This is a genomic window from Pedobacter westerhofensis (genome assembly GCF_900182595.1).
GTDB classification, from domain to species: Bacteria; Bacteroidota; Bacteroidia; order Sphingobacteriales; family Sphingobacteriaceae; genus Pedobacter; species Pedobacter westerhofensis.
In genome coordinates, this window is sequence record NZ_FXTN01000007.1 from 1 (window position 1) to 25,035 (window position 25,035).

Here is a 25,035-nt window from a genome sequence, read left to right on the forward strand (position 1 = left end):
GGTTTTTTACTGTTCATTGTGTCCATAAGTTTATACTAATTTACTTATTCTTACTCTTGATTATCAAGAGTTGACACAGTTTGATTTACAGTCTCCGATACTAACAAAAAAAATGCACATTAACAAATAAAATGTTAATGTGCATAAGAGATGTTATTATTCAAATTATAAGTAATTATATAAAATTCTGCTTTGGTACGTCTTCATGTTAAATGCATATCCAGTACCAAAGGCCTTAAAGTTTAGCAATGCAAAATTAAGGCAGGATGTGTGAGTTCTTCTTCTTTATAAATATTGTTTAAATGCCGTGAGATAGTTGACTTATTTTTGCCAAATAATTCTGATATCTGATTTAGTGTTAACCAAATGGTACTATTATCAACCTTTACGTCAATTACTGTTTCACCATTTTCCGTTTTATAAATAACAATTTGATGGTTCTGCATTTTTCTAATTTTAACAAAGTACAGGCAAACTTATACCTAATTCTACAGAATCTGGTTAAATTTGTTTTAGATAGAATTCCAAAATTATGCTCTATTTGGCTGTATTTGAACTATTTGATCCAAATCTTGTTCAAAGCGGTTCGACTCTAGTCCGGTAAGGGGTACAACCCCTCTCTAAAGTACTTAGAGAGGGGTTTTTAATTTTTGTCTATTTTGTAATATGCCTCTATCGTTTGGAAACGGCATTTTTGGTTCGATCTCCGGCAGGGGAGACCCAGTCGTTCTAAGATCGAACCAGTGGATTTTATAGATATTAATCCGGCAGTGTAGTTGCTTTTCTAATCAGCGATGCAGCTAAGTGGATCAATGGACAAAGAATAGAGTTATCAGGCGGTATCTTTTTGTAGCCTTAATATGGAAGGTGCAAACCCAGAACATAATTAGGAGAAGAAAACGCCAATCCTGTAGATCAATTGATTTACAGGATTGGTGTAATAATGTGGTCTTTGATAATCTTAGAATTGTATAAGATAAAAATTGTTAGATAACATATCATTAAGTTGTCTTTTCATCGAATGTTATATTAGATTAATTTATAAATCTACTTTAACTTTTGTAAAAATTATTAGTTGTTCCTTTGCTCTGCAGATGAACCCAAAGACAATTAAATAAGCTAAATCTATTTGTCGAAAACTCAATTTAATACTCATTCCATTGGGCGGCTGTCACTACCAAACCTCGCTTACTAAATATTTTGTTTAGCAACAACTGATGTAGTTCCTCATCTGGATCAGAACAGCAGTCGGTTAAAACAGTTAGTTGATAGTCCTTATCAAAGGCTTCGGTAAAAGTTGAGAGCACCATACCTCCGGTAGAAATTCCGGTTAGTACCAAATCAGAGATATTACTGGCTCTCAAAATCATTTCCAGTTCACTACCGCTAAAAGCGCTCACCCTTTTTTTGTTGATCACGATGTCACTTGTAGTAATCCCTAAGTCGGCAGGAATTTCCATGAATGCTCCCAGCGCATCATCATTCGAAAGATGATTTTTTAAGCCGAAGAACATTGCATTTGCGGGGCTTATTTCTGGTAATCCCTTTTGAAAACCGAGCCGTACAAAAATCACCAGGATATGTTTTTGACGGGCGGTATTTATCGCTGCTGCAATATTTCTTCTCAGTAATTTTCCCTGGTCTGGTAGGCTGGCTAAAAAGCCCATCTGCATATCCATGATCAGCAATGCTGTTCGATTAGTTTCCATAGTCTGATTGTTTTATTATGGTTGTATTTATTAGCCTTTGGTAAAATAATCCGCTGATGATAATGGCAATGATGCCTTCAGCAAATAGTGTAAATGAAGCGCCTGCATGCGGAGCCAGATAACCTACTAAAAGGCTACCTAACGGTAACATGCCAAATATCGACATGGCGATAAAACTAACTACCCTTCCCCTGAATAGTGAGTCGGTTTCACTTTGCACAATCGTTACCATCATGGACGACTGAACTATAGCTCCAAGTCCGCAAAGTGCAGAAAAGAACAGTGACAGGTATAAATTATGGCAATAAGCAAATAACAGCAGGCTTATCCCTGTTAAAAGTATGGATATCCACATGATCTTTCTGAAATCCGATTGTTTGCCCAGCATAGCAAGCCACAAAGCTCCTATCAGAGCACCTATACCCGCTGAACTATTTAACCAGCCATAGGTAGTCGCATCTCCTTTGAAGATATCCTTAGCATATACCGGCAGTAACGTTACATAAGATAGTACAAAAAAATTGGACAGGCAAGAAATCCATATAATCACCGCGATAGGAGGATTGCTTTTAAGATAGTCTATCGCTTCCTTTAATTTACCGCTAGTTTTCGTTTTAAGAAGGACAGGTACATTTTTGGGCATTTTCATCGCTGCAATTGCGGCTATAACCGCTAGAAAGCTAACGGCGTTGGAAAGAAAACAGAAAGCAGCCCCATAAGATGCCAGTAAAATACCTGATAAAGCCGGACCGGCAAGTCTTGCCAAAGTGTTGAGCGAAGAATTTAGGGCAACGGCGTTCGGCAAGTCATCTTTATTTCCGATCATATCATTGATCATGGATTGCCTTACAGGAACATCATAGGCATTTACAATTCCCAGAAATACACTTAAAGCCAGAATTACCACCATATTAAAATTTCCGCTGAAAGTATAGATGGTGAGTATAATTGCCTGTACAGCAGAAAGAATTTGTGTAATAAATATTATGGTGTAACGATTGTACTTATCGGCAATAATACCACCCCTTATAGAAAATAAAAATGATGGAAATTGTTCAGCAAATGTAGTAACGCCCACCATAAATACACTGTGCGTTACGCTGTATACGATCCAGATTACAGCTGTGCGTTGTATCCACGTGCCCAATCGCGACAAAAGCTGGCCCCAATAAAATAAAGCAAAGTTGCGACTTTTAAGTAACCTGAAAGCTTGAGACAGTTGCATATTTATTAATCTGATGCAAATCTACCTGGATTGGTTGCCGGGAGTTGTGATATATATCAAAAAATACTTTAATAGCTGTTGCTGCGTATTCTGCTGAGTGTTTCTCTGGTTATGCCGATATAAGATGCGACATGGGTAAGGGGAATTCTTTGGATCATTTCGGGCTTGTTTTTAAGAATATACTCATAACGTTCGGCAGGTGTATTCATCCGCATCATGTTGTGATGTTCTTCAGTCGTCAACAGCAAACGGATAAATAAGCGGCGAATGAAGGTCGAAAAAGTAGTATAGTATTCATGCTCTTTAGGAAATGCCCTGCTATTAATTATCCACACCAGTGATTTTTCCATTGCCTGAATGATGATTTTGGAAGGTTCCCGGTTAGCGTAAGATTCAAAGCTGGTAAAAAACTGGCCTTCCATAGTAAAATTCAGGTTAACATCAGATCCATCATTGTTATAAAAGTTGCGGAGACAACCCTGCTCAACTAAAAATATATGTTTACAAATTTGACCTTCTGCTATCAGAGTCTCATTTTTTCTTAATACCACAGGTTTAATGTAAGGCTCCAAGAAGTTCAGCTCTTCTTCTGTAAAAGGGGATATGCTTTTGAAAATTGATTTAATCGCAGGAGTCATTATGTTTAAGTTACAAATTGCAATTTGCACTATATTCGCTGCTATTCAAAGCAATCTGTACCATTTCTACTTGCCTGATAAAAGAGAGTCTCCTCATGTGATTTAACCCGATAACCCACTGAAATTATAACATCCAAACTATAAAGTGTTACCGGTTTGTCTGAATTAGCAATGTGCATTTTTTGCACATTGCATTTTTCCTCAAGTTCGTTTTCTTTAAAAATATTGTTGATATGTTTTGTAATGACTGTTCGATCTCTTTAAAAGAGTGTCGTTATTTGCGCTTGTGTGAGCCAGATAGTTTCATTTTTAAGCTTTACATCAATATTCGTTTCACCATTTTCGGTTTCATAAATAGTTATCTGATCATTTTGCATATTTTCTATATTTAGTACTAGCAAACTTATATCTAATTCTAAATAAGGTGGTTAAATTTGTTTTGGATAGAATTTTAAAATTCTGCGCTATAATACTGTAATAAAGCAATTTGAATTAAACCTTGTTTAAATCGGTTCGACTCTAGTCCAGTAAGGGGTGCATAACACCCTGATAACAAGGTGTTATCAGATTCAATAATCTGCAATATAAATAATAAGATGTTATGGAATGCATCGCTTTTGCATTCCAATTATTTCCTCGATTGTTTGTTTGACGGAATACACCATGTAGAATTTATTCTTTTGTGATACTGTCCACTGCTTTTTTTATAAATGGAACGACAATGAAACCTGTAGGAATTGATAGCCATAACTCCACAAGAAAATATTTAAAAAACCATACGTATAAAAAATTGGATGTCCATCCTGTTCTTATCAGTAATAAGCCAAAAGTCATTGTGCCAGACATGGCGATGGAAACCAGAAACGTAAATAGGATTATTGATTGCAGTTTAGATAATTTCTTTTTCATAATTATTTCTGTTGTTTGATTTTAAAAAATATTAGTTTTTATAAATAGCCCGTAGTTGTTCACGTTAATAGCTTCAGGCCCGTAAAAATCATGAATTGATGCTAGGCCAAACTGAAAGCTTTTGTAGGCTAGCCCCAGGCGAAGGTTGATTTCGCTTATTTCATGATACCCCAGCTTGGTATTGTAATTGTAAAGTCCCTGAAGCCTGGTATAGATCCCCCAGTTTTTTGATAACATTGGTTTATACTCCAAAACTGCGAATGTTTCAAAATTATACGTTTGGGATAAGTCAAACCGTGGGATAACAACAAGTAAAATATCCCGGCTGGCCAGTAGATATTGCAATCCTGCAGTTGGGCGGACTTCAAGGGGAGTAGTTGAAGAACCAATGGCAGAAATCCCTGTAGCAGCTGAAATACCCTTCCAGATTTCGGCAGTCACAAAAGACTGCGATAAAAAACTAGTCGTTTGATTGGTCTGTTTGTAATCGCCTGCAAAGTTGGTCACATTAAAAAAACCAAATTTTGATCCTGCTGAAAACTGTTTACTTACGATAAGCTGAAAAGCGAAACCTTTATTGCCTGCAAATAATTCAATCGGCACTGGTGCGCTTTCTGCGGGGATATTTTCTGTTTTTGAATTGGCCTGTTCCTGGGCAATCACCAAGCCTGATTGCAGGCACAAGATGATGAATAATAGTAATTTATGCTTCAATTCTCTCCGTTTTAATTATAAAACAAAGGTAATTAGCGGGCTTTTTTATGAAAAGGACGGATAAGGTAATTATTCGGATAAATCAATCATATTCCGATATTCAGTCGGTGTATGGGCAGTATGTTTTTTAAAGAAACGGCCAAAGTACGAAAGATCCTCAAAGCCTATCTTAAAAGCGATCTCGCTAATTGACAGGTTATTTTTTTGCATTAGAATTTTAGCTTCGAGGATCAGCATTTCATCTATTAATTCGGATGCAGATCTGCTTAATGTAGTCTTTACTGATTTATTCAAATGGTTAGGCGTAACATTCAGTTTTTCTGCATAAAAGCTCACTGATTTATCTTTAGTAATATGATAATTAATAAGCTTTTTGAATTCCATCGTCAATCGCTCATGCGCTGGAAAATTAATGCGCAGACGGAAATTGGAAGACTGTTTCATCTCGGCAAGAAGTGTAGTTAGATATAGTTTGATAACGTCTGCATTTTTTTCATCTTCATTAAGTTGCTGCATCCGTTTGAGTAATACCAGTAAGTGTCCCAATTCTGCATCTGCAAATTTGATGACCGGCCGGATTAACCATTCTGAAAGATCAACTTTACTGTGAGATAGATAAGTGTCAGAAAAATGCAGGTAATAAACTTCAATATCTTCCGACATAAAAGATAGGCTGGTGATTTGACCGGCAGGTATAACGATCATCATATTTTTTTCAATGATATAATTGTCAAAGCCTGAGCTTGCTTCTAAAGCGCCCGCGGTGACTAATATAATTGAATGTTGGATCTGCCTGTGTGACGGAAGCGGCATTTGTATTTCATAAGTATCGTCGGCAAGTCCGTGGATGTAAAAATCATTGATATTCTTCTTGTCGTATTCCTTAGAATCATAGTAAGACATGATGAGTTTAAATCCATCGTCCCTAAGTGTCGGTATATTATTTACTTTTTTTTTCAATGCCCGCTTTGTTCTAATGTGTATTGGTTTTTGAGAAGAGACTAACATCACAACTTCTGATAAGATCAGTAAGATACCTAGAATGGCCGGCAGATCCAATATTTTTATGATGCTTTAATTGTATTTACCTTGGTATAATAAACATAAGATATAACCAATACGACTAAGGTCATAAATGGAGGTATCGCTGCATACACTCCTGCTTCTGCAGTATGCGCTATACAGGCAGAAATAAACGTGATAGCGAATCCTGCATAAGCCCATTCTTTAATGCGTCCGGAAACCAATGGTAAAATAAGTGCGACTGCGCCAAATACCTTTGCGGCACCTAACTCCATCCTGAAATAATCCGTGAATCCTAAGTGTTTAAATTCCACAGCTAAGGCGGGATTGGCATAATACATGATTCCTGCTGTTAATCCCGATAAGGCGACCAGACTTGTTGCGATCCAATAAATTATCTTGTTTTTTTTCATCGTGTTTTGGGTGTTAATTAGCCATTGTTTCTTTTAATGGCACAAAGTAACCTGACTTTGATTTCAAAGAATAGGACTAATAAGGCAGTTGTTCGGATAAATCAATCGTTTTTAAGAGAGATGTGAAATAATGTATATCTTAGCGATAAGGTCCTTTCAGGCATCGGCCTACAAATTTATAGTTGAACGATATATGAATAACCATGCAATTTATTTAGAGCGATGTTTAGCGCTTGCTCAGCTGGCAGCAAGTGAAGGGGAAAACAGAGTAGGCTCTGTGGTGGTGTTAGACGGCGAAATTATTGGCGAAGGATATGAAAAAAGCCGGACACTGAATGACGTTACGCGACATGCCGAAGTTGTCGCTATTTTGGATGCGATCACCAAAAAAGGAAATTGCAGAGGTGCAACACTATATTCAAATATGGAGCCTTGTCTTCTCTGTTCTTATGTTATACGCCATTATCAAATCTCCACCGTGGTTTTAAGCAAATATTGCGGGCAGTTGGGTGGAACAAATCCACAATTTAACCTATTGACTACAAATGAAATTACCACATGGATCAAAGCGCCCGCAGTCATTATTGAATCTTAAATACAAGAATATGAAAAGCGATGTAAATCGGTGGTTTCATCTAGAATATAACGGAATGTCCACAGTGGTGAATTATTAACAGATTATTATTGCATCACTGTGTCTTTGGTTTATGTTTCTGAAATACAGCTTATTATTGTTAAATCTTCTATAAAACGGTTCGATCTTAATGCGGCTGGGGGTACTTAAGGAAACAACCCTAATAGGTTGTTTCCTTTTTTTATACCAAAAATGTCTGATAGACACATTGTTATCCACCAGTCATTCTTAGTTCGATCTTTACTGAAATTCTCTCAGACCTTTTTGAATTATGGTCTAAAATGTGGACTTGGGGTGGTTTTGATCACGTTTTTTGTTTGTTCGATATTTATTTAGGTTGCGCTCTTTTTAATCTTATCAAGATTATAGGTTTTTGAGATACGATATAGAAGGTCTAAAATTACTGCTGCTTCATCTTCGTATATCTGGATATTGTTTTTTGCCATTATTGCAATCGCTCGTCTAACTGGAACTTTTCTGTCTGTAAAATTTTTCATTCCGTTATTTGAACTTAGCACTTCAAATGTTTCGGGAGATCTTTTGAAATATAAAATGCTTGACAAAACTTTGTTGAATTTTATCGATACAGTGCCTTTCGTGACATCTTTAATAACTGGTGTAATTAGGCTAACAATATATTTTTTGTCGATTATGTCTAATTCCGAGTAACTGAAAAAAATATTAGTGAAGGATCTGGCTGCTGCTTTGAATTGTTTCTCAAGTAATTTTGGTTTCGCAGTATTACTGTTTAATTCCCTTCCGACGCCAATTTACCGGCTCTTTATGCTAATACCAAAATACCGGTATAATTCCTCACGATATTGCCCCCCAATGGGTATAACCTCTATACTTCCGTTCATTATAATCATATTGCCGGTGATTTTTTTAACGAAATTAAGGTTAACGATATAGGACTTCTGAACTCTCAAAAACTGTCCGGTGCTGGCCAATCCACCTTCCATATCAGATATCTTTTTCCAGACAAAATATTCCTTGTTTGTGGTAACTACTTTAACATAATCCTTATCGCTTTTTAAAAAAAATATCTCATCATGCGGGATAATCACGTTCGAAGATCTGTCCTTGATAATAAGACTTTTTTTATCGATTCCATTGCGTTTGTTGTCATCGGCAGCTGCATATATTTTATTGACAGTTTTAAGCAAACGGTTTATACTAAATGGTTTTAATATATAATCGAAAACATTAAGTTCAAAACTTTCAACCGCGAAAGCAGAATGGCCAGTGACGAATATAAAAATGGGCGGATTTTTTAATGTCTTAAAAAATGATACGCCGTCCAGTTCCGGCATCTGAATATCACAAAAAATGATGTCAATTTTACCTGACCCAATCAAATCTGTCGCTTCCAATGCATTTTCAAATGCGCCGTTCAGATGAAGTCCCGGTATTTTTTCGATATATCCCGACAGCGTCTCTCTCGCCAGACGTTCGTCATCGATTACGATACAGTTCATGCTATTGGTTTTATATGGTTAGTTTATGAGGATATATAATTCGCAACTAAACCAACTGGATCATCAATGTATCACACTTAGAGCTTGCATAATTGCGAAGGGACACGGCTAAATAACATATCTCGAAAGTGTTATTAATTCTAAATTTAAGAAATTAAAAATATTCGGAACATGATAACTGTATTGTAACAGGTTTTTTACGGATTCACAGGTGTTTTAAACAAATCGGAGATTACAGCCCATTGGTAACAGTCAAACCAGAGTTGATCGAACTTATTACCCTAATCCAATCTGCAATAGTAAATTCATAACAACATTAAATGCTGGGTACAAAACGATGATGCAAGCTTTAAATAATTTACTTTGTGCTTCGGATAACGAGGTTAATACGGTTTATATGTATTTGCGTCTTTTAAACGTACCGGTTAGCAGACATGCGGTGAAAAGCGCATTGATGAACCACCCGGATGCAAATAGCCTCCTTTCTGTTAGTGATACGATTTCGGGCTTTGGTGTAGAGAATGTTGCGGCGATGGTTTCTTCAGACGAACTGGATCAAATATCCGCACCATTCCTTGTCCGAACGCAATCTGGTGAGGGACTGTCACTAGCTATAGTAAAAGAAATTAATCATGATTCTGTCACCTACATGCCTTCAGGACAACAGCGTTGGCAACGCATTAGGAAGGATGTATTCTTGCAGGATTTTCAGAGACTTGTTTTGGTTGGAGCGGTAAATGACACTACCCGGCATCCTAAGTTTGCAATAGACCAAAAAAAGGAAGAATCGCAGCAAAGGAAAATAATATTTGGTATACTGGCGTTGCCGTTGTTAACAGTAAGCATGATCATACTATCGCTGTTCAAGTACCGGCTGGCAGCAATTATACCTTCGCTGTATACTATACTATCCCTGGCAGGGATAATGGTGGGTAGCCTGCTGCTGTGGCATGAGATTGACAGGCAAAGCGCCTTGCTGAAACAGGTTTGTGCAGGGGGTAAACGGGTTAATTGCGATTCTATATTAAGTTCGCAGGCTTCTACAGTCTTTGGTATCAGCTGGGCGCTTATTGGTTTTAGCTATTTTGCCGGTTCGTTGTTAGCGATTCTGACAATGGGTATAATGAATAGTCTACTGTTTGTATGTTTTACTCTTTTAAGTTTATGTGCCCTTATCTATACTGCCTTTTCACTTTATTACCAGTCGCGTATTGCTAAGCAATGGTGCCTGTTATGTCTTTACACCCAGGGCATTCTTATCCTGCAGGCAGGTTTATTATTCTCGAATAGTAAAATAGATATGTTCAATGCTTTGATCCCGGAAAATTTAATTCTCCCTATGATCACTTGTTATATCATACCTTTTGTTCTGGGACTATCTATTGTACCGGTTATAAAGAAAGCGAGAGAGGGAGAAGAATACCAAAAAAGCCTGGCGCATTTAAAGTCAAATGCTCAAGTGTTGAAGGCGCTGTTGTACACACAGCCTATGGTTACCTCACCAGCTAATGGTTTAGGGATTACCCTTGGCCGCGAAGATGCAAGGCATCGGTTAATTAAGGTTTGCAATCCTTACTGCGGTCCGTGTGCAAGCGCGCATGTTGTGATAGATGAGATTTTAGCCGGTAATCCGGACCTGCAGATACAAATCATTTTCACTGCTTCTGATGATGATCGGGACAGAAAAGCAGCTCCTGCACGTCACCTGATGGCAGTATCTGACAGTGCTGATGAAGAGTTATTGAAGCAGGCTTTGGACGACTGGTATCTCGCAGAAACAAAAGACTATTCCGTATTTGCTGCTAAATATCCTGTGCATGACAAACTGCAGCAGCAGGGCAGTAAAATTAAGGCCATGCGTGAATGGTGTGACCTGATGGAAATACGCTTTACACCCACTTTTTTTTTAGACGGATACCAGTTGCCGCGCAGCTATCAGATAGGAGATCTGAAAAAACTGAGATGGGCAGCGGATGAAGATATATAGTTTAAGCCTTCAAAGGCAGAAAAATATCATAACATCTGTAAACTGTAGCAGGACGCAAAGTTTGACAGAAGCGCTTACCTGCTTAAGTGGTAAACAACAAATTCTTTTTAACCAAAATACCTAAAGAAATGGAAAAGCTTAAATTAAAATCACTTGGACTAGGTGCTACAGATATCCTGTCCAGGGCACAAATGAAGAACGTTTGGGGAGGGGCAGACTGTACCGTTACCAATACTTCATCCAGCGGTACAACAGTTACCAATATTACCTGGCCAGGAGGAAGTGGCGCAAGCTGTTCTTATATGAGCAGCTGGGCAGGCAGTTACGCTAGCAGCCAACAGGGACAATGCGGTGGTCATACGACCTACGATTGTGGTTGTGACGGCTGGGGCAATTAATGAATCTGAAGGGGGGAACTGCCCCCTTCATTAACTTTATGCTATGAATATAAAACTTCCTTTTTTTTTGATTATAAGTGGCGCTTTAATTTCGTATTCTTCGCATGATAAGCCGGGCAGGCCATTACTTTGCGAAGCCGGTACTGTGGTGGTTTCTGTCGCTTTAAAACCCCACGAAAGCCTGGTGTTCAATAGCTTTGACAGGTATAGCCGAAAATATGAATTTAAAAATTACATAGAAAAGGATACCTTAATCACCAGGCAAATCAAGCTGTCCAGACCCGCATTGTGGCAGTATGGAAATTTTTTAGTGTTACCAACCGGTCCGGTCTTAAAAATCTATTCCCTGCTGTTACTTCCCGGAGATACGGTTTTGTTAAAGGGAGTTAATGATGGAGCGATAGCTATGACGAAAAGTTCCGGCTACCAAAAACTGCTTGACAGCTTAATTACCTTACCTAAAGAATTTTATTGGTATGACGTAAAATCGCAGCAGATACTGGTTAAGGATTCGGGTATTAAAAAATTTTTACAAAGTATCGAAAATACATTTAGCCAGAATGAAAATCGTATAGACCGGTTAAATGTATCAGTGCTGAGAAGCGACTGGATAAGAAAAGTAAACAAAAATATTAAATATACTGCTATTGCACACTTATTACAGAATAAGGAAATCAATTCATCTGCAGTGATGGACAGCGTGTATAAGGAAATGTATGCTGATGTTAACGATATACTGGCTGTAGATGCGATAAATAACAATGTGATTATGGGTTCGATAGTGTCCTATAATGCAAAAAAAAACAATCATAACTTAAATAAAGACAACTTTTGGGCCACTGCTGCCGGGGTCGATACTGTGCTCAGAGAAACTGCCTTTTACAAAGATTATTTAAAATCTGCGATGGAGGCTCAATATATTAACGCTCCGAAAGAAATAATTACGATCAGGCAGCAATTGGCTGATATAAGCTCTAAATCCCCATTTTTGGATACACTTTACGAGGTCAGCGGGATGTTAGCTGAAACATTTAAAGATTACAGCGGAGCTAAGCAAAAATTACAGAACTATGCTGGGGGCCATTATGCATCTATAATGGACGCAGACAACCAGGCCGATAATCACAAAATTAAACCGACAAAGTACTTACCACCAATTCTGCTTTATGATTTTGCGGGAAAGAAGGCTGATTTTAAACAGGTAGTAGCTTCAAATGACTATAAATTAACACTCGTGGATTTTTGGGCCAGCTGGTGTATTCCCTGCATTATGGAAATGCCGGCGCTAAAAAGGGCAGAGGAAAACATGAAGGGGAAGCCAATAAAATTTGTAACCATTAGCATCGATAAAGACCAGGATATTAGCAAATGGATTGCTGCAGCAAAACAGAACAAACTTTATGGCAAGGCTTTTCAATACAGACTGGCTAATTTCAAGCAATCCCCGCTAACTAAACTAATCCATATCAGGAACATTCCAAGATATCTCCTCATCGACCAGCAGGGGAATATCATAGATGATGACTTCTACCGGCCAAGCGATGAACGCTTTCAGTTGCAACTGGAGAAGCATCTGGACTGATTGCCCGGGAAGCATGGGGGAACTAATAATTTGAAATTAAATAGGACAAATTTAATATTTAACGTATGAGAATTGTACAATCTTTCTGGTCTTCTAACCGTAATTTATTGGAAAACAGGTTTGGATGGGTGTCACCGCAATATCACCTGATGGCCTGGGCACTAAGTTCTCTTAAATTAAGAGAACATTATGAAGATTTGCATTTATGTACTGATAGTTACGGCTATGCTATCCTCATAGACCAGCTTAATCTTCCTTACAGTTCGGCAGAGATATGTTATGATAATATTGAATTTGACAAAAACCAATGGGGCATTAGTAAAATCCTGACTTATGCAGCTCAGACAAAGCCGTTCATCCATGTTGATGCAGATGTCTTTATATGGGATAAATTCAGTGAGGAGCTTGAACAGGCCGATTTAATTGCGCAAAATATTGAACGGGGGACAGATTATTCAGATAGTATGTTCAATGAATTGAGGAGTAAGTTAGCCTATATCCCAGATATCTTTCAGAAAGAATTAGATACGAATAAGCTTTCATCCTATAATGCCGGAATCATAGGGGGGAGCGACATTAGTTTTTTTAGGCAGTATGCAGATGAAGCCCTGGAAATGGTTAGCCGAAACAAACATCTTGCGCCGGACGAAACTACATACCTCAACTTTAATATCCTCTTCGAGCAGGTGTTGTTCTCTTTATTAAGTAAGCAGCAAAATAAAAAGGTTACCTGCTATTTCAAGGAAACTTTTGATGATAACGGATATCTGATTTCTTTGTTTTCTGACTTTTCCAGAATCGCTCTGGGTCAAAAATATTTTCACCTGATTGGAGGCTCAAAAAGAAATAAGGCGGTTTGTGACCTGATGAGTGCAATTTTACTGAATGAGTATCCCGAATATTACCATAAAATCATCAGATTGTTCCCCGATAAACACAAGTACTTTTACAGCAAAATTTTTGGGTCTGATGCAGCTGTTTCAAATAAAACGGAAAGGAAAGCAGATTATCCCTGGGGCGAAATAAGCTTTCCGAGAACAGCAAGAGCATTCCCTTCTGTTAGAAATACCATACCGGCCGATCTGGAGGTAGATTATAGAACATTGGTCGAAAATCAGGATTCTGTATCTGCAAATGAGATTTTTGAATATGAACGTAACTTATCTGAATTGTTTGGCAGTTGGTGTAATATCAATGCTTCATCATTGGCAGCGATCGAAACTTCAGCCTGTAATTACTTCGGTTTCTTTGCGCAGGATAAGAATCATCAGTTGAAGGCTGTTCTGCAAAAAAATCCCCATCTGACAGTAATTGAAGATTCATTTGACTGGCTTCCAGAAACAAAATCCTCTATTAATCAGGATATCGGATTTGCACCATTTGAAGAGCTGAACGGTCTCGCTATCATTCCCCGGCTGTTCCTGAAAGGATATGAAGAAATATTAATTGATGGATTAGATCATAATATTTTCATGCTCTTAACCGAGCCCTTATCCTTTGGGGAATTGTTGAAAGCCCTGGAGCCTTGCTTTTCTACCGCAGAAATCTACGACGATTATGCGTCTGTTTATAAGCTGATGCTTAAGAAACTGAAGTATCTTTTTCATAGCAAATGCCTATTTATCCCAGGCAGTTTTACAGCAACTAATTAAATGATATGATTAAAGAACAATACGGGGTTTCCGTGATTATGCCAACCTATAATCAGGGAGCGTTTATAAGAGGTGCCTTAACAGGACTATTTGAGCAGACGTTTGAAAATTGGGAACTGATCATTATCAATGATGGATCTACTGACTATACAGAACAGGTGATCGCGGGCCATCTGACTGACGCCCGGGTACGATACTTTAAAAATGAACAAAACAAGGGACTAGGCTATTGCCTGAATTTGGGGATAGCACAGGCCAGACACACATACATCTGCTATTTGCCCTCAGACGATATAATTTATAAAAATCATCTGCAGTCCCTATACGAGAAACTTACAGCTACAAGAAATGCTGTGTTAAGTTACGCGGGTGCCTGTTTTCATAACAATGATAGTTATGCCACTGGTCTGTCTACCAGTCATACTCTGGGGAATGTTCCGGGCCGGTGTCTGCAGTTAGTGCAGATTATGCACAAAACTACGACTTGCAGGTGGTCTGAACGTGAAGTTCTTGTAACAGTTGATTTAGATGTTATGTTTTTAAACGAATTGCGTCAGGAAGGTGCATTTGTTGCAACCAGAAAAATTACCTGTGAATGGGTTAATCATCCTTTTCAGCGTCATAAGATCATTAATAAGAAAGAAGGCGGGAGCATTCATTTTTATAAAAATTATTATGGTGTAGATCAGAGGCTCAAATTCTATAGTGATGGCGTTTGTCTGGATGAAAATAAACCTGTAATCCTCAATCAAATTAATGCGGCACCCGGTAAACTGAAAATTATTGTTGTGGGTGAATTAGGCTTTAATCCGGAAAGATTAGCAGTATTGGAAGAAGAGGGACATCAGCTCTTTGGAATATGGATCCGTAACCCGGATATCCACAATTCGGTGGGCCCCTTTGCATTTGGAAACATCATCGAGCTGGATCTTAACAATCTTCAATCTCAAATTGCCGAGATAAATCCGGATTTGATTTATGCTTTGCTCAATACGCAGGCAGTTAAACTGGCTCATACAGTTATGCTTTCAAATCCTGGTATACCATTTATCTGGCATTTTAAGGAAGGGCCATTTTTTTGTCGTAATGCTGGTCTTTGGAATGATTTGGTAGAACTTTATTATAATGCTGACGGTAGAATTTTTATAAATCAGGAGTGCAGGGATTGGTTTGAACAATTTATTGGAGATCATGAGCGGCCATCGTATATTTTAGACGGTGACCTGCCGCCGGCGAACTGGTTTACAACACCCCGATGGCCTCTTTTATCAGCTGACGGGAATTGCATACATACGGTGATGATCGGACGTCCTTATGGAATAAGTCCGGATGACATTGCTGAGCTTGCAAAACATCGGGTGCATTTCCATTTATATGGCAAATTCTATCAGACTAAATGGCACAATTGGGTAAAAGCCGTGAATGAATTAGTACCCGGCCACCTGCACCTGCACGAGCATTGTGAGCCTGATCAATGGGCGGAGGAACTGTCCATGTATGATGCCGGATGGCTGCATTGTTTTACCAGTAAAAATCAGGGTGATATCAGCAGGTGTGACTGGAATGATTTGAATCTGCCGGCAAGGATGGCCACTCTGGCTGTCGCTGGTTTACCCATGATCCAGAAGGCAAATAAAGGACATATTGTAGCTTCAGAAAGCATCTTGCGGCAGCTAAATATAGGTGTCCTATATACCTCTTACAACGATCTTGCAAAACAGCTGCATGATCAGCCATTGATGGAACAGAAGCGAAAGCAGGTCTGGGAGAACAGAATGTGTTTCTCTTTCGACTATCATTTAAAAGGTTTGACAGACTTTTTTAATCAGGTAATTGCCTCTGCACAATAAACCGGTATAGCAAGACTTGATTTGTAAACATATAAGCGCCCGTGAAAAATTTTAATCATTACCGTCAGCGAAGTCAAATGGATTGTGGTGCTGCCTGCATCAAAATGGTAAGCAAACATTATGGCCGCAATGTGGACATTTATTGGCTGCGCAAGTTGTGCCAGCTTACCCGGTCGGGTGTTAATCTGCTTGGGATCAGTGAAGCTGCGGAGAAAATCGGCTTCCGGACTCAGGGTGTAAAAGTCAGCCCTGAAAAGCTTGTTCATGTGACCATGCCCTGTATCCTGCATTGGCGGCAGAACCATTTTGTGGTCCTGTATAAAGTGAACAAAAATTTTTATTTCATAGCGGATCCGGCAAGTGGTAAACGCAAGTTGACAAAAGATGAATTTCTAGACAATTGGTTTGCCCATAATCAGCTGTTTAACGGTATTCTGTTAATGTTAACACCCACTCCTCATTTCTATGATAGTGAAGAGCAGGGGGAACCGGCAGGTGCAAAACTGCGCTGGGGAGAGCTGCTTCGTTACTTTCAGATTTATCAGAAGCTGTTCGTGCAGCTCATTTTGGGGCTACTGGTAGGTACAATTCTACAGCTGGTTACTCCATTCCTTACCCAATCGGTTGTGGACATTGGGATCAATACGCGCAACATTAACTTTATTTACCTGATCCTGATCGCTCAGATTGCACTTTTCATCGGGCAAACGGGCGTAGAGTTTATCCGCTCCTGGATTTTACTGCACATCAGTACCCGGGTTAACATTTCCATTCTCACCGATCTGCTCATCAAGCTGATGAAGCTCCCGATGATTTTTTTTGAAACTAAGACTTCGGGTGATATTATGCAGCGTATGGCTGATCAGCAAAGAATTGAATCTTTCCTGACGGGGTCTACGCTGGGCACACTTTTTTCTTTCGTTAACCTGATCGTTTTTGGATTTGTTTTAGCTTTCTATCATACGGGTATATTCCTGGTATTTGTTGTTACTACGATATGTTATACCGCCTGGATTCTGTTGTTTCTTAAACAAAGAAGGTCATTGGATTATAAACGTTTTTCCATCTCATCAGATAATCAAACGCAAATTGTTGAGCTGGTAGGTGCTATCCAGGAAATTAAGCTTAATAACAGTGAAAAACAGAAACGCTGGGTCTGGGAAACAATCCAGGCGCGTCTGTTTAAATTTAAAGTGAGAAGCCTGGCACTGTCGCAATATCAGCAGGCAGGTTCTATGGCAATTAATCAGCTAAAGAGTATTATCATCACTTTTATGAGTGCGAAGGCAGTCATTGACGGCGATCTCTCTCTTGGAGGAATGGTTGCTATCCAGTACATCGTTGGTATGGTAAGCAATCCTATAGAGCATATCCTAAGCTTTGTCCAGTCCTACCAGGACGCAAAGATTAGTCTGGAGCGGATTAATGAAATTTACAGTGAAGAGGATGAAGAGCCGGTCGATAAAGACTGGCTGCGTGAATTGCCCGCAGACCGCAGTATTCATATGAGCAATTTAACTTTCAGATATCCTGGTGCAGGTAATGATCCGGTGCTTACTGATATCAATCTGCTATTTCCCGAAGGTAAGACCACGGCAATTGTGGGCATGAGTGGTAGCGGAAAAACGACCATACTTAAATTGTTGCTGCGGTTTTATGAACCTGAGAGAGGACAGATTCATATCGGTTCTGCCGGTATCGGACAGATAGGCTTTGCTACATGGCGCAGCGCCTGTGGGGTGGTGATGCAGGATGGATTCATTTTCGCTGATACCATTGAAAGAAATATAGCGGTAGGAGACGAATTTCCTGATCAAAAAAGGGTAGAGGATGCTATACAGATAGCTAATCTGGAGGAGTTTATCGAAGAACAGCCTTTTGGAGTAAGAACAAAAATCGGGATAGCCGGGAAAGGTATCAGCCAGGGACAGCGGCAACGGCTCTTAATTGCCAGGGCAGTTTATAAAGACCCGCATTACATCATTTTTGATGAAGCGACTAATGCGCTGGATGCCAATAATGAAAGGGTAATTATTGATAACCTTAAAAAATTTTTAAAAAACAGGACGGCTATTATTGTTGCGCACCGTTTAAGTACGGTTAGCCACGCAGATAATATTGTGGTGTTGGATAAAGGTAGGGTGGTTGAACAGGGAATTCACCGGGATTTAACCCTGCAGCGCGGAAAATATTATAATCTGGTTAAAAATCAATTGGAGCTGGGAAATTAACCGGACGCAGCACCGGGATGCCCGATGTATTGAATATATTAATTATGGAAAATATTGAAGGACCTATTATTACGCAAGAACGGGTAGTGATTAATGAAGTATCTGCTCCTGTAGAGGAGCTGCATACGGAAGACATACAGGATATAGTAGGGTCGCCGCCTGGTAGCTTAATGCGCTGGGGAATAACCTGGGTGCTGATTGTATTGCTGGGTATGCTGGCATTAACCTCGTTTATCCGGTATCCTGACGTTATTAAGGCCCAGGTGAGGATCAATGCGGCCAATGCGCCTAAAGCTGTAATCAGCCGGGTTTCGGGTAATATTGTGAAAATTCTGGTGAAAGAAAATGACCCCGTTGCTGAAGGGCAGCTTCTTGCCTGGATGGAATCTACAGCAGACCATAGACAAATTCTGAATTTGGCAGATAAGCTGGATGCGATTAGGAACGGGCATTCAGAAGGAAAAGGCATGAATATAATACTTGACGCACCAAAGGGTTTGCGGTTGGGTGAACTGCAAAGCAGCTATCAAGCTTTTTACCAGTCTTATTTAACCTATAGCGCTGCTACAGGCAATGGTATATATTTAAAGAGAAAGACATTTATTAAGAATGATCTGCAGCATGTTTCTATGCAACGAAGCCAGCTTGGTGAGCAGGGAAAATTGAATGAACGCGAGTTTAATCTGGCTGAAAAAAATTTTGAAAGATATGACGCTCTGGCAAAAAAGAAAATTATTTCATCTTCGGAATATGAGGAACAGCAAGCCGTATTCCTGGCAAAACAGCATCCTTTACAACAGACTCAATCGGCATTGCTTGCAAATGAAAATAGCTATGTTGCTAAAATGAAGGAACTGGCGGATCTGGAAAATCAGATCACAGAAGAAAAATCAAAATTTGCAGAAGCGCTAAACAGTTTGATCAGTGAAATTGAAAAGTGGAAAAGTCAGTACATCCTGACGGCACGGCAAAGTGGAACCGTGGCCTATACCGGCATCATCCAGCTCAACCAATATATTCAGGTCGGCCAGGAGGTATTTCGGATTGATCCCGGCAGTACGCAGTTTTTTGGCGAAGCTAAAGTGCCTCAATATAATATGGGAAAAGTGAAAGAAGGGCAGGAAGTACTCGTTAAACTGGACGGCTACCCATTCGAAGAGTATGGGGTTTTGCGGGGCCGGATGATGAGAATGACCGGAGCGCCATATCAGGACAGCATATTTCTTTCTAAAATTAAGTTATTGCCCATTACTCCGCAAAGGCATATTCAGCTCACGACAGGGATGATAGGAACTGCCGAAATTATAACAGAAGATGCTTCGCTCTTTAAGCGGCTGGCCAGGAATATTCGTTTACTGGTTGACAAAAAGGATTAGATGGCAAACGTAAAATATGATTATCTGATTGTTGGGTCAGGGCTTTTCGGCTCCGTTTTCGCGTATGAGGCTAATAAGGCTGGAAAAAAATGTTTAGTTATTGATAGACGGAGTCATAGTGGTGGTAATGTACATTGTCAAAACCTGGAAGGTATTAATGTACATTCGTATGGAGCGCATATTTTTCATACGGATAGCCTCCAGATCTGGAACTATATAAATCAGTTTGCAGACTTTAATCATTATATAAACTCGCCGCTGGCCCTTAGTGAAGGAAATCTCTATAATTTACCCTTTAATATGAACACGTTCTATCAGCTTTGGGGGGTGAAGACTCCTGCGGAAGCACGGAGTATCATTGAAGCGGAAGTGAACTCATCAAATTTTAAAAACCCTGCAAACCTTGAAGAACAAGCACTTTCCCTCGTTGGCGAATCTATTTACAAAAAATTCATACAGCATTATACAAAAAAACAATGGGGAAGAGATGCCAGTTGCCTTCCAGCATTTATTATAAAAAGACTTCCCCTGCGTTATACGTACAATAACAACTACTTTAATGACCGCTATCAGGGAATACCAATCGGCGGGTATAATTTAGTTGTTAACAAAATGCTTCAGAATATCGAATTGCGCTTGTCACATGATTTTTTTAAAGACCGGTCTTTTTTTGAATCGCTGGCAGAAAAAATTGTATTTACCGGTAAAATTGATGAATTCTATCAATACCAATACGGAAAATTAGAGTATCGTAGTCTGAAATTTGAGCATGAAATACATGACATCCACGATTATCAGGGTAATGCCGTTGTTAATTATTGCGATTTGACAGCTGCCTTTACCAGGATCATTGAACATAAACATTTTGAATTTGGAAGTCAGAAAAGCACGGTCATCACCAAGGAATATGCGATAAATGAATCTTTAAACAACGAACCTTATTATCCTATTAATGATACAAAAAATATGAAGATACTTAAGCGATATCAATGTCTTGCAGATAAAGAATCTAATGTGATCTTTGGCGGTAGATTAGCAGAATACAGGTATTATGATATGCATCAGGTAATTGCCTCGGCGCTAAAAAAAGCTTCAGATGAGCAATGGAATAACTTTACCCGGTGAAAGATTTAGGGTTTAAATATCCCTTAACCGATCTGGTACCAGCGTTAAACAATAAATCCGTGCTTCTGAAAGAAACATGGATTTGTTGAGAAACTTATGTTATCCAGCCACATTGTCTCATAATCTTCTCCACTAGTTTTGTTGTTTAAGATACCTCAGCTTTTTTCATAATTATCTTATCATTTCCGATGTCATATTTCTACATTTTACAGTGGTATAAAGGCAATTTTTACTAGATCTTCCATAAACTGGTTCGATCTTAGTACGTCCGGGGGTACGCCTGAAAGCCTTAGAGAAATCAAGGCTTTTTTGGTTATCACTGTTTTAGTACTCCCGTTTGATCAGCCGCTGGTCTATCAGCAAAAAGGAAAAGAAGAGGAAAATTACAGATGCCAGTACCCACTTGAACTTTACGACCATACTTAAAACCAGAGCGGCTGTGGCCTGACTGATCAGCTGCAATAAGCCATAGGCAAGCAGCAGGCTGAGCATGACAATGATTGCGGCCAGTATATTAAACCGGAGATCACTTTTTCGGTTAAGGCCTTTCTGAAGTTTCCACTTTACGTTTGATGCAAAACTTAGCGGCAGCCCTTGTACCGGCTCTGTCTGCAGTGCTTTAAATAAATCCTGGTATGCTAAAAGGTCAGCTGTCGCTTTTTCGCCAGACGTATGCTCAATATTGCCTATACTACGGTCCAAAAAATCCTGCAATTCATCGTCATTTAACTCTTCCATGTGTTCTCCTGTTTAAGATCTTTTTCAATTTTCTCTTTCAATAATTTACGTGCCCTGAAAAGATAACTTTTCAACGTGCCTTCCGGAATACCTGTTATATCCTTTATTTCTGTGAGTGAAAACTCGTTGAGATGATATAAGGTCAGTACTGTTTTATACTGCAGGGGCATTTGTTCGATAAGGTAGTTAACGTAAACTGAGGTGTTCTTTTTTATTAATTCGTTTTCTGGATTTTCATCCGTAAAATGATAGTTGTCAATATTTTCCGGATACTCATACGCGGATTTGTTTTTGATATTCTTAATATGGTTTACAGCAGTCAGATAAGCTATTCTTGCAATCCAGGTAGATAATTTTGACTGAAAGCGAAACGATGGCAGGCTATGGTGGATCTTGATGAAGACTTCCTGACAAATGTCTTCTTTATTTTGCCTGTCCTGAACCAACCTGTGGATTACAAAGAAAACAAGCTTTTCATATTGTTTAACCAATAATTCAAAGGCCCGCAAATCGTTCTTTAATATCCTGTTTACAATTTCGTTCTCGTCAAACATATAACAGTAGTCAAGATATGTACATTAGCGGTTGCAAAATAGAGAAATAAAATATTTATTAAATAATTGCAACCGGGATGGCAGGTGTGCTGACTACTGTAGCAAATAACTTAATCAAAACATCATGAAACACTTAATGCCATTCATCATCGTCATCGTCTTTTTTATATTGATTGCCATATTTATCCTTGCCCTGTATAATTACAGGTTAAAGAAACGAATCATTGACGCAGGCCCTCTGGACGAAACCGGCCTTAAATTTTTGGCACGCTTATCGGGCTCAGGAAATGAAGCGGTAAAATGGGGCCTGCTTTTACTGTCGGCGGGTATTGGTTTTGTTGTCCTGGAATATGTACCCTTTAGTGCCGAAGATTCACCAGCGCCATACGGTATTGAAATGATCTTTATCGGTGCCGGGTTCCTGCTTTACTATCTCTTTTTAAAAAAACAAAAGGATAGCGATACCTTATAGTTTTCTGCCTTAGCAGCACAAACAATCATTCTTCTTCTATCCGATTTTAAAGGACAAATTCTCCTGCAGGGATTGTCATGCCTAATTTTTTCGCCCTCTAATCCATTCAATTATGAAATTTAAATGCGCTATCCTTCGGCTGATTATCGTCAGCGCCGTATTGTTTACACAAGAATTTAAAGCCTTTGGCCAGGCCCCTGCAACCTCCGGACAGAATTTAAAAGAAGTAGCCATAACCGGCAACAAAGCGTTCATCCACCGCAAGGCCGACAGGATCATTTATGATCTGAAAGCCGATCCGGAAAGCAAAAGTAATAACGTTCTCACCATGATGCGCAAAATACCCTACCTTTCAGTAGATGGCGATGATAATTTGCTGATGAAAGGTAACTCCAGCTTTAAAGTGCTCATAAACGGCAAATCCTCAGCTAGCCTGGAGGGCAATCTGAAAGCGGTGCTGAAAAGTATCCCGGCATCTACCATTGAGAGGATAGAGGTGATTACCACTCCACCGTCCAGGTATGATGCAGAGGGCTTAGCCGGTATCATTAATATCATCACCAGTAAAAGAATAAATGAGGGCTTTAATGGCTCGCTAAATATTAATGAAAGCTTCCCTGTTGGGGGGCCTGGTGTTGGTGGTTCGTTTACGGCCAAAAGTGGCAGCTTTGGGGTGTCAGCTTTTGGTGGCGGGAATATATATCATTCGCCGCAAACTTTTAATAGCAATAAACGGGCTGATGCCGGGGGAACGTTACTGGCTCAGCAGGGCAATCAGCGTTCTACCAACAATACCGCATATTTTGGTACGGAACTGAGTTACCTGGCAGACAGCCTCAATGTATTAACCGCCCAGTTAAATTACAACGGCAGCAGGCTTAACGATCATGCTGCACAGGCATCCGGGTTAACTGGCATCAATGGGCTTCTGCAGCAATATGGGTTTGAAAACAAGGGTAGGGCAACAGGTTACGGCATAGATGCGGGCATTAATTATGAAATGGGTTTTAAATCAATGAAAAACAGGCTGCTTACCTTCTCGTATCTGTTTGCTACCAATCTTAATGATAAAAATGGAAACATTGCTTTTGATAACCGTGTGAATTTTACTGCAGCGGATTGTCTGCAAACGGATCATAAGCGCTTTAATGAGCATACATTTCAGGTGGATTTTGTTACACCGGTTAAAAAATTGAATATTGAAGCCGGGTTAAAAGGGATACTGAGGAAAAACAGCAGTGACTTTGATTACAGCTCATTGAACACCGCTGTGGGCCGCTATGAAACAGAACAGGCACTCTCCAATTCCTTCAGCAATACACAGAATGTATTCAGCGCCTATAATTCCTATCAGCTGAATTTAAATAGCTGGAATATGAATGCGGGTGTAAGAATTGAAGAAACCGTAATACGTGCCGACTTTTCCAGTACAGTTTCAGTTGCCGGGCAGAATTATTTCAATGTTATCCCCTCTGTAGCCATAGGGAAAGGTTTCAAGAACGGAAGCAGTATCAACTTTGGCTTTTCGCAAAGGATAAGGCGGCCGGGCATCAACAGGTTAAACCCATATGTAGACCGGGCAAACCCAAATTATGAAATCACAGGCAATCCCGGCCTGAGACCCGTACTGTTAAATGATCTCCAGTTTGGATACAGCAGCAACAAAAAGCTATCTGTTAATATCGGGCTTGATTATTCATTTATGAACAACCTGGATCTGCAGGTAGTTAATTTTAACCCCGCTTCGCAGATCAGCCGGATAACTTATGCCAATACCGGTAAATCAAGCAGTACGGGAGTTAATTTCAACCTGAGCTACCCGGTAACCAGCAGCTACAGTGCCAGCCTGAACGGGAACACCATGTACCTCTGGCTTAGTGGACAGGATAGCGGGCAGCCTGTTAATAACAACTTGTTAATGTATGCTTTCACCCTGTCTAACGTAGTGCGCCTTAGCCATGGCTGGGCATTAAATGCCAACCTGGGTTTAAACAGCCGTAACCCTACCGGCTTGCAGGGATATACCAACGGGTTTTTTTCCAGCGCGTTCAATTTCAATAAAGATATCATCAGGGATAAGTTTAGTATCGGTGGTGGTGTCAAAAATCCCTTTACCAAATACCGAAATAATGTAAACACCACGTTTGGCACCCAATTCAATCAGGCATATGAAAGCCGGAATTATTTCCGCGCATTTAATATCAGCTTAAATTACAATTTCGGAAGCTTAAAAGACCGGATTAATAAAAACAGGGTAGGGATTGAAAATAATGATGTAGCCCCCTAAATAGTTAGGAGTTTGAAAAGAAACCTGTAAATTAGTATTT

Annotated in this window: 23 protein-coding genes; 11 read left to right on the plus strand and 12 right to left on the minus strand. The window is 39.5% G+C overall.

Annotation, left to right across the window (positions count from 1 at the left end):
- Window positions 1–242 precede the first annotated feature (242 nt).
- From FN831_RS28430 to FN831_RS14210, 8 genes are all read right to left on the minus strand, one after another.
- Complete coding sequence (locus FN831_RS28430; protein ID WP_142528848.1) at window positions 243–446, minus strand: ArsR family transcriptional regulator; 204 nt, start codon at window positions 444–446, stop codon at window positions 243–245.
- 699 nt (window positions 447–1,145) lie between these two features.
- Complete coding sequence (locus FN831_RS14175; protein WP_142528849.1) at window positions 1,146–1,709, minus strand: cysteine hydrolase family protein; 564 nt, start codon at window positions 1,707–1,709, stop codon at window positions 1,146–1,148.
- Window positions 1,699–2,934, minus strand: coding sequence for an MFS transporter (locus FN831_RS14180; RefSeq protein ID WP_142528850.1), 1,236 nt, complete (start codon window positions 2,932–2,934; stop codon window positions 1,699–1,701). Before FN831_RS14180 ends, FN831_RS14175 begins: the two co-directional genes overlap by 11 nt.
- A 68-nt stretch (window positions 2,935–3,002) precedes the next feature.
- On the minus strand, window positions 3,003–3,572 hold the full coding sequence (locus FN831_RS14185) for a Crp/Fnr family transcriptional regulator (RefSeq protein ID WP_246101558.1): 570 nt from the start codon (window positions 3,570–3,572) through the stop codon (window positions 3,003–3,005).
- Window positions 3,573–4,244: 672 nt separating this feature from the next.
- Window positions 4,245–4,481: a DUF2798 domain-containing protein gene (locus FN831_RS28435; protein ID WP_142528852.1), complete on the minus strand. Its 237-nt coding sequence runs from the start codon at window positions 4,479–4,481 to the stop codon at window positions 4,245–4,247.
- A gap of 21 nt (window positions 4,482–4,502) precedes the next feature.
- Window positions 4,503–5,195, minus strand: coding sequence for a hypothetical protein (locus FN831_RS14200; protein WP_142528853.1), 693 nt, complete (start codon window positions 5,193–5,195; stop codon window positions 4,503–4,505).
- A 69-nt stretch (window positions 5,196–5,264) separates the two neighbouring features.
- Complete coding sequence (locus FN831_RS14205) at window positions 5,265–6,155, minus strand: helix-turn-helix domain-containing protein (RefSeq protein ID WP_185960480.1); 891 nt, start codon at window positions 6,153–6,155, stop codon at window positions 5,265–5,267.
- Between the two features lie 104 nt (window positions 6,156–6,259).
- Complete coding sequence (locus FN831_RS14210) at window positions 6,260–6,631, minus strand: DoxX family protein (protein ID WP_142528855.1); 372 nt, start codon at window positions 6,629–6,631, stop codon at window positions 6,260–6,262.
- Window positions 6,632–6,824: 193 nt separating this feature from the next.
- On the opposite strand from FN831_RS14210, the gene FN831_RS14215 reads away from it, so the two are divergent.
- Entirely contained in the window at window positions 6,825–7,226 is a 402-nt protein-coding gene (locus FN831_RS14215; RefSeq protein ID WP_142528856.1) for a nucleoside deaminase, read from the plus strand.
- 371 nt (window positions 7,227–7,597) lie between these two features.
- Here the strand turns inward: FN831_RS14215 and FN831_RS14220 are convergent, their stop codons facing one another.
- Both FN831_RS14220 and FN831_RS14225 read right to left on the minus strand, forming a co-directional pair.
- Window positions 7,598–7,762: a PTS sugar transporter subunit IIBC gene (locus FN831_RS14220; RefSeq protein WP_142528857.1), complete on the minus strand. Its 165-nt coding sequence runs from the start codon at window positions 7,760–7,762 to the stop codon at window positions 7,598–7,600.
- 273 nt (window positions 7,763–8,035) lie between these two features.
- A complete protein-coding gene (locus tag FN831_RS14225) occupies window positions 8,036–8,743 on the minus strand; it encodes a LytR/AlgR family response regulator transcription factor (RefSeq protein WP_142528858.1) in 708 nt (235 codons plus the stop codon).
- 397 nt (window positions 8,744–9,140) lie between these two features.
- Between FN831_RS14225 and FN831_RS14230 the strand changes: the two genes are divergently transcribed.
- The 8 genes from FN831_RS14230 to glf all read left to right on the plus strand — a co-directional run bounded on the left by FN831_RS14230 (window position 9,141) and on the right by glf (window position 20,944).
- Window positions 9,141–10,730: a vitamin K epoxide reductase family protein gene (locus FN831_RS14230; RefSeq protein ID WP_185960481.1), complete on the plus strand. Its 1,590-nt coding sequence runs from the start codon at window positions 9,141–9,143 to the stop codon at window positions 10,728–10,730.
- A gap of 128 nt (window positions 10,731–10,858) precedes the next feature.
- Window positions 10,859–11,128 (plus strand): hypothetical protein, encoded by a 270-nt coding sequence (locus tag FN831_RS14235; RefSeq protein WP_090559617.1) that lies wholly within the window; start codon window positions 10,859–10,861, stop codon window positions 11,126–11,128.
- A 43-nt stretch (window positions 11,129–11,171) separates the two neighbouring features.
- Entirely contained in the window at window positions 11,172–12,710 is a 1,539-nt protein-coding gene (locus FN831_RS14240; protein ID WP_142528860.1) for a TlpA family protein disulfide reductase, read from the plus strand.
- 65 nt (window positions 12,711–12,775) lie between these two features.
- Window positions 12,776–14,362 (plus strand): DUF6734 family protein, encoded by a 1,587-nt coding sequence (locus FN831_RS14245; protein WP_142528861.1) that lies wholly within the window; start codon window positions 12,776–12,778, stop codon window positions 14,360–14,362.
- A 5-nt stretch (window positions 14,363–14,367) separates the two neighbouring features.
- Complete coding sequence (locus tag FN831_RS14250) at window positions 14,368–16,212, plus strand: glycosyltransferase (RefSeq protein WP_142528862.1); 1,845 nt, start codon at window positions 14,368–14,370, stop codon at window positions 16,210–16,212.
- 41 nt (window positions 16,213–16,253) lie between these two features.
- Window positions 16,254–18,443 carry a peptidase domain-containing ABC transporter gene (locus FN831_RS14255; RefSeq protein ID WP_142528863.1) on the plus strand — a complete coding sequence of 730 codons (2,190 nt, stop codon included), beginning with the start codon at window positions 16,254–16,256 and terminating at the stop codon, window positions 18,441–18,443.
- Window positions 18,444–18,487: 44 nt separating this feature from the next.
- Window positions 18,488–19,819, plus strand: a complete 1,332-nt coding sequence (locus FN831_RS14260) for an HlyD family secretion protein (RefSeq protein ID WP_185960482.1) — start codon at window positions 18,488–18,490, stop codon at window positions 19,817–19,819.
- On the plus strand, window positions 19,820–20,944 hold the full coding sequence (gene glf, locus FN831_RS14265) for a UDP-galactopyranose mutase (protein ID WP_142528865.1): 1,125 nt from the start codon (window positions 19,820–19,822) through the stop codon (window positions 20,942–20,944).
- A 324-nt stretch (window positions 20,945–21,268) separates the two neighbouring features.
- Here the strand turns inward: glf and FN831_RS14270 are convergent, their stop codons facing one another.
- Complete coding sequence (locus FN831_RS14270; protein ID WP_142528866.1) at window positions 21,269–21,682, minus strand: hypothetical protein; 414 nt, start codon at window positions 21,680–21,682, stop codon at window positions 21,269–21,271.
- A complete protein-coding gene (locus FN831_RS14275) occupies window positions 21,670–22,236 on the minus strand; it encodes an RNA polymerase sigma factor (RefSeq protein WP_142528867.1) in 567 nt (188 codons plus the stop codon). Before FN831_RS14275 ends, FN831_RS14270 begins: the two co-directional genes overlap by 13 nt.
- Window positions 22,237–22,360: 124 nt before the next feature.
- Between FN831_RS14275 and FN831_RS14280 the strand changes: the two genes are divergently transcribed.
- Window positions 22,361–22,708, plus strand: coding sequence for a hypothetical protein (locus FN831_RS14280; RefSeq protein ID WP_142528868.1), 348 nt, complete (start codon window positions 22,361–22,363; stop codon window positions 22,706–22,708).
- Between the two features lie 112 nt (window positions 22,709–22,820).
- Window positions 22,821–24,995: an outer membrane beta-barrel family protein gene (locus FN831_RS14285; protein ID WP_142528869.1), complete on the plus strand. Its 2,175-nt coding sequence runs from the start codon at window positions 22,821–22,823 to the stop codon at window positions 24,993–24,995.
- Window positions 24,996–25,035: the final 40 nt, after the last annotated feature.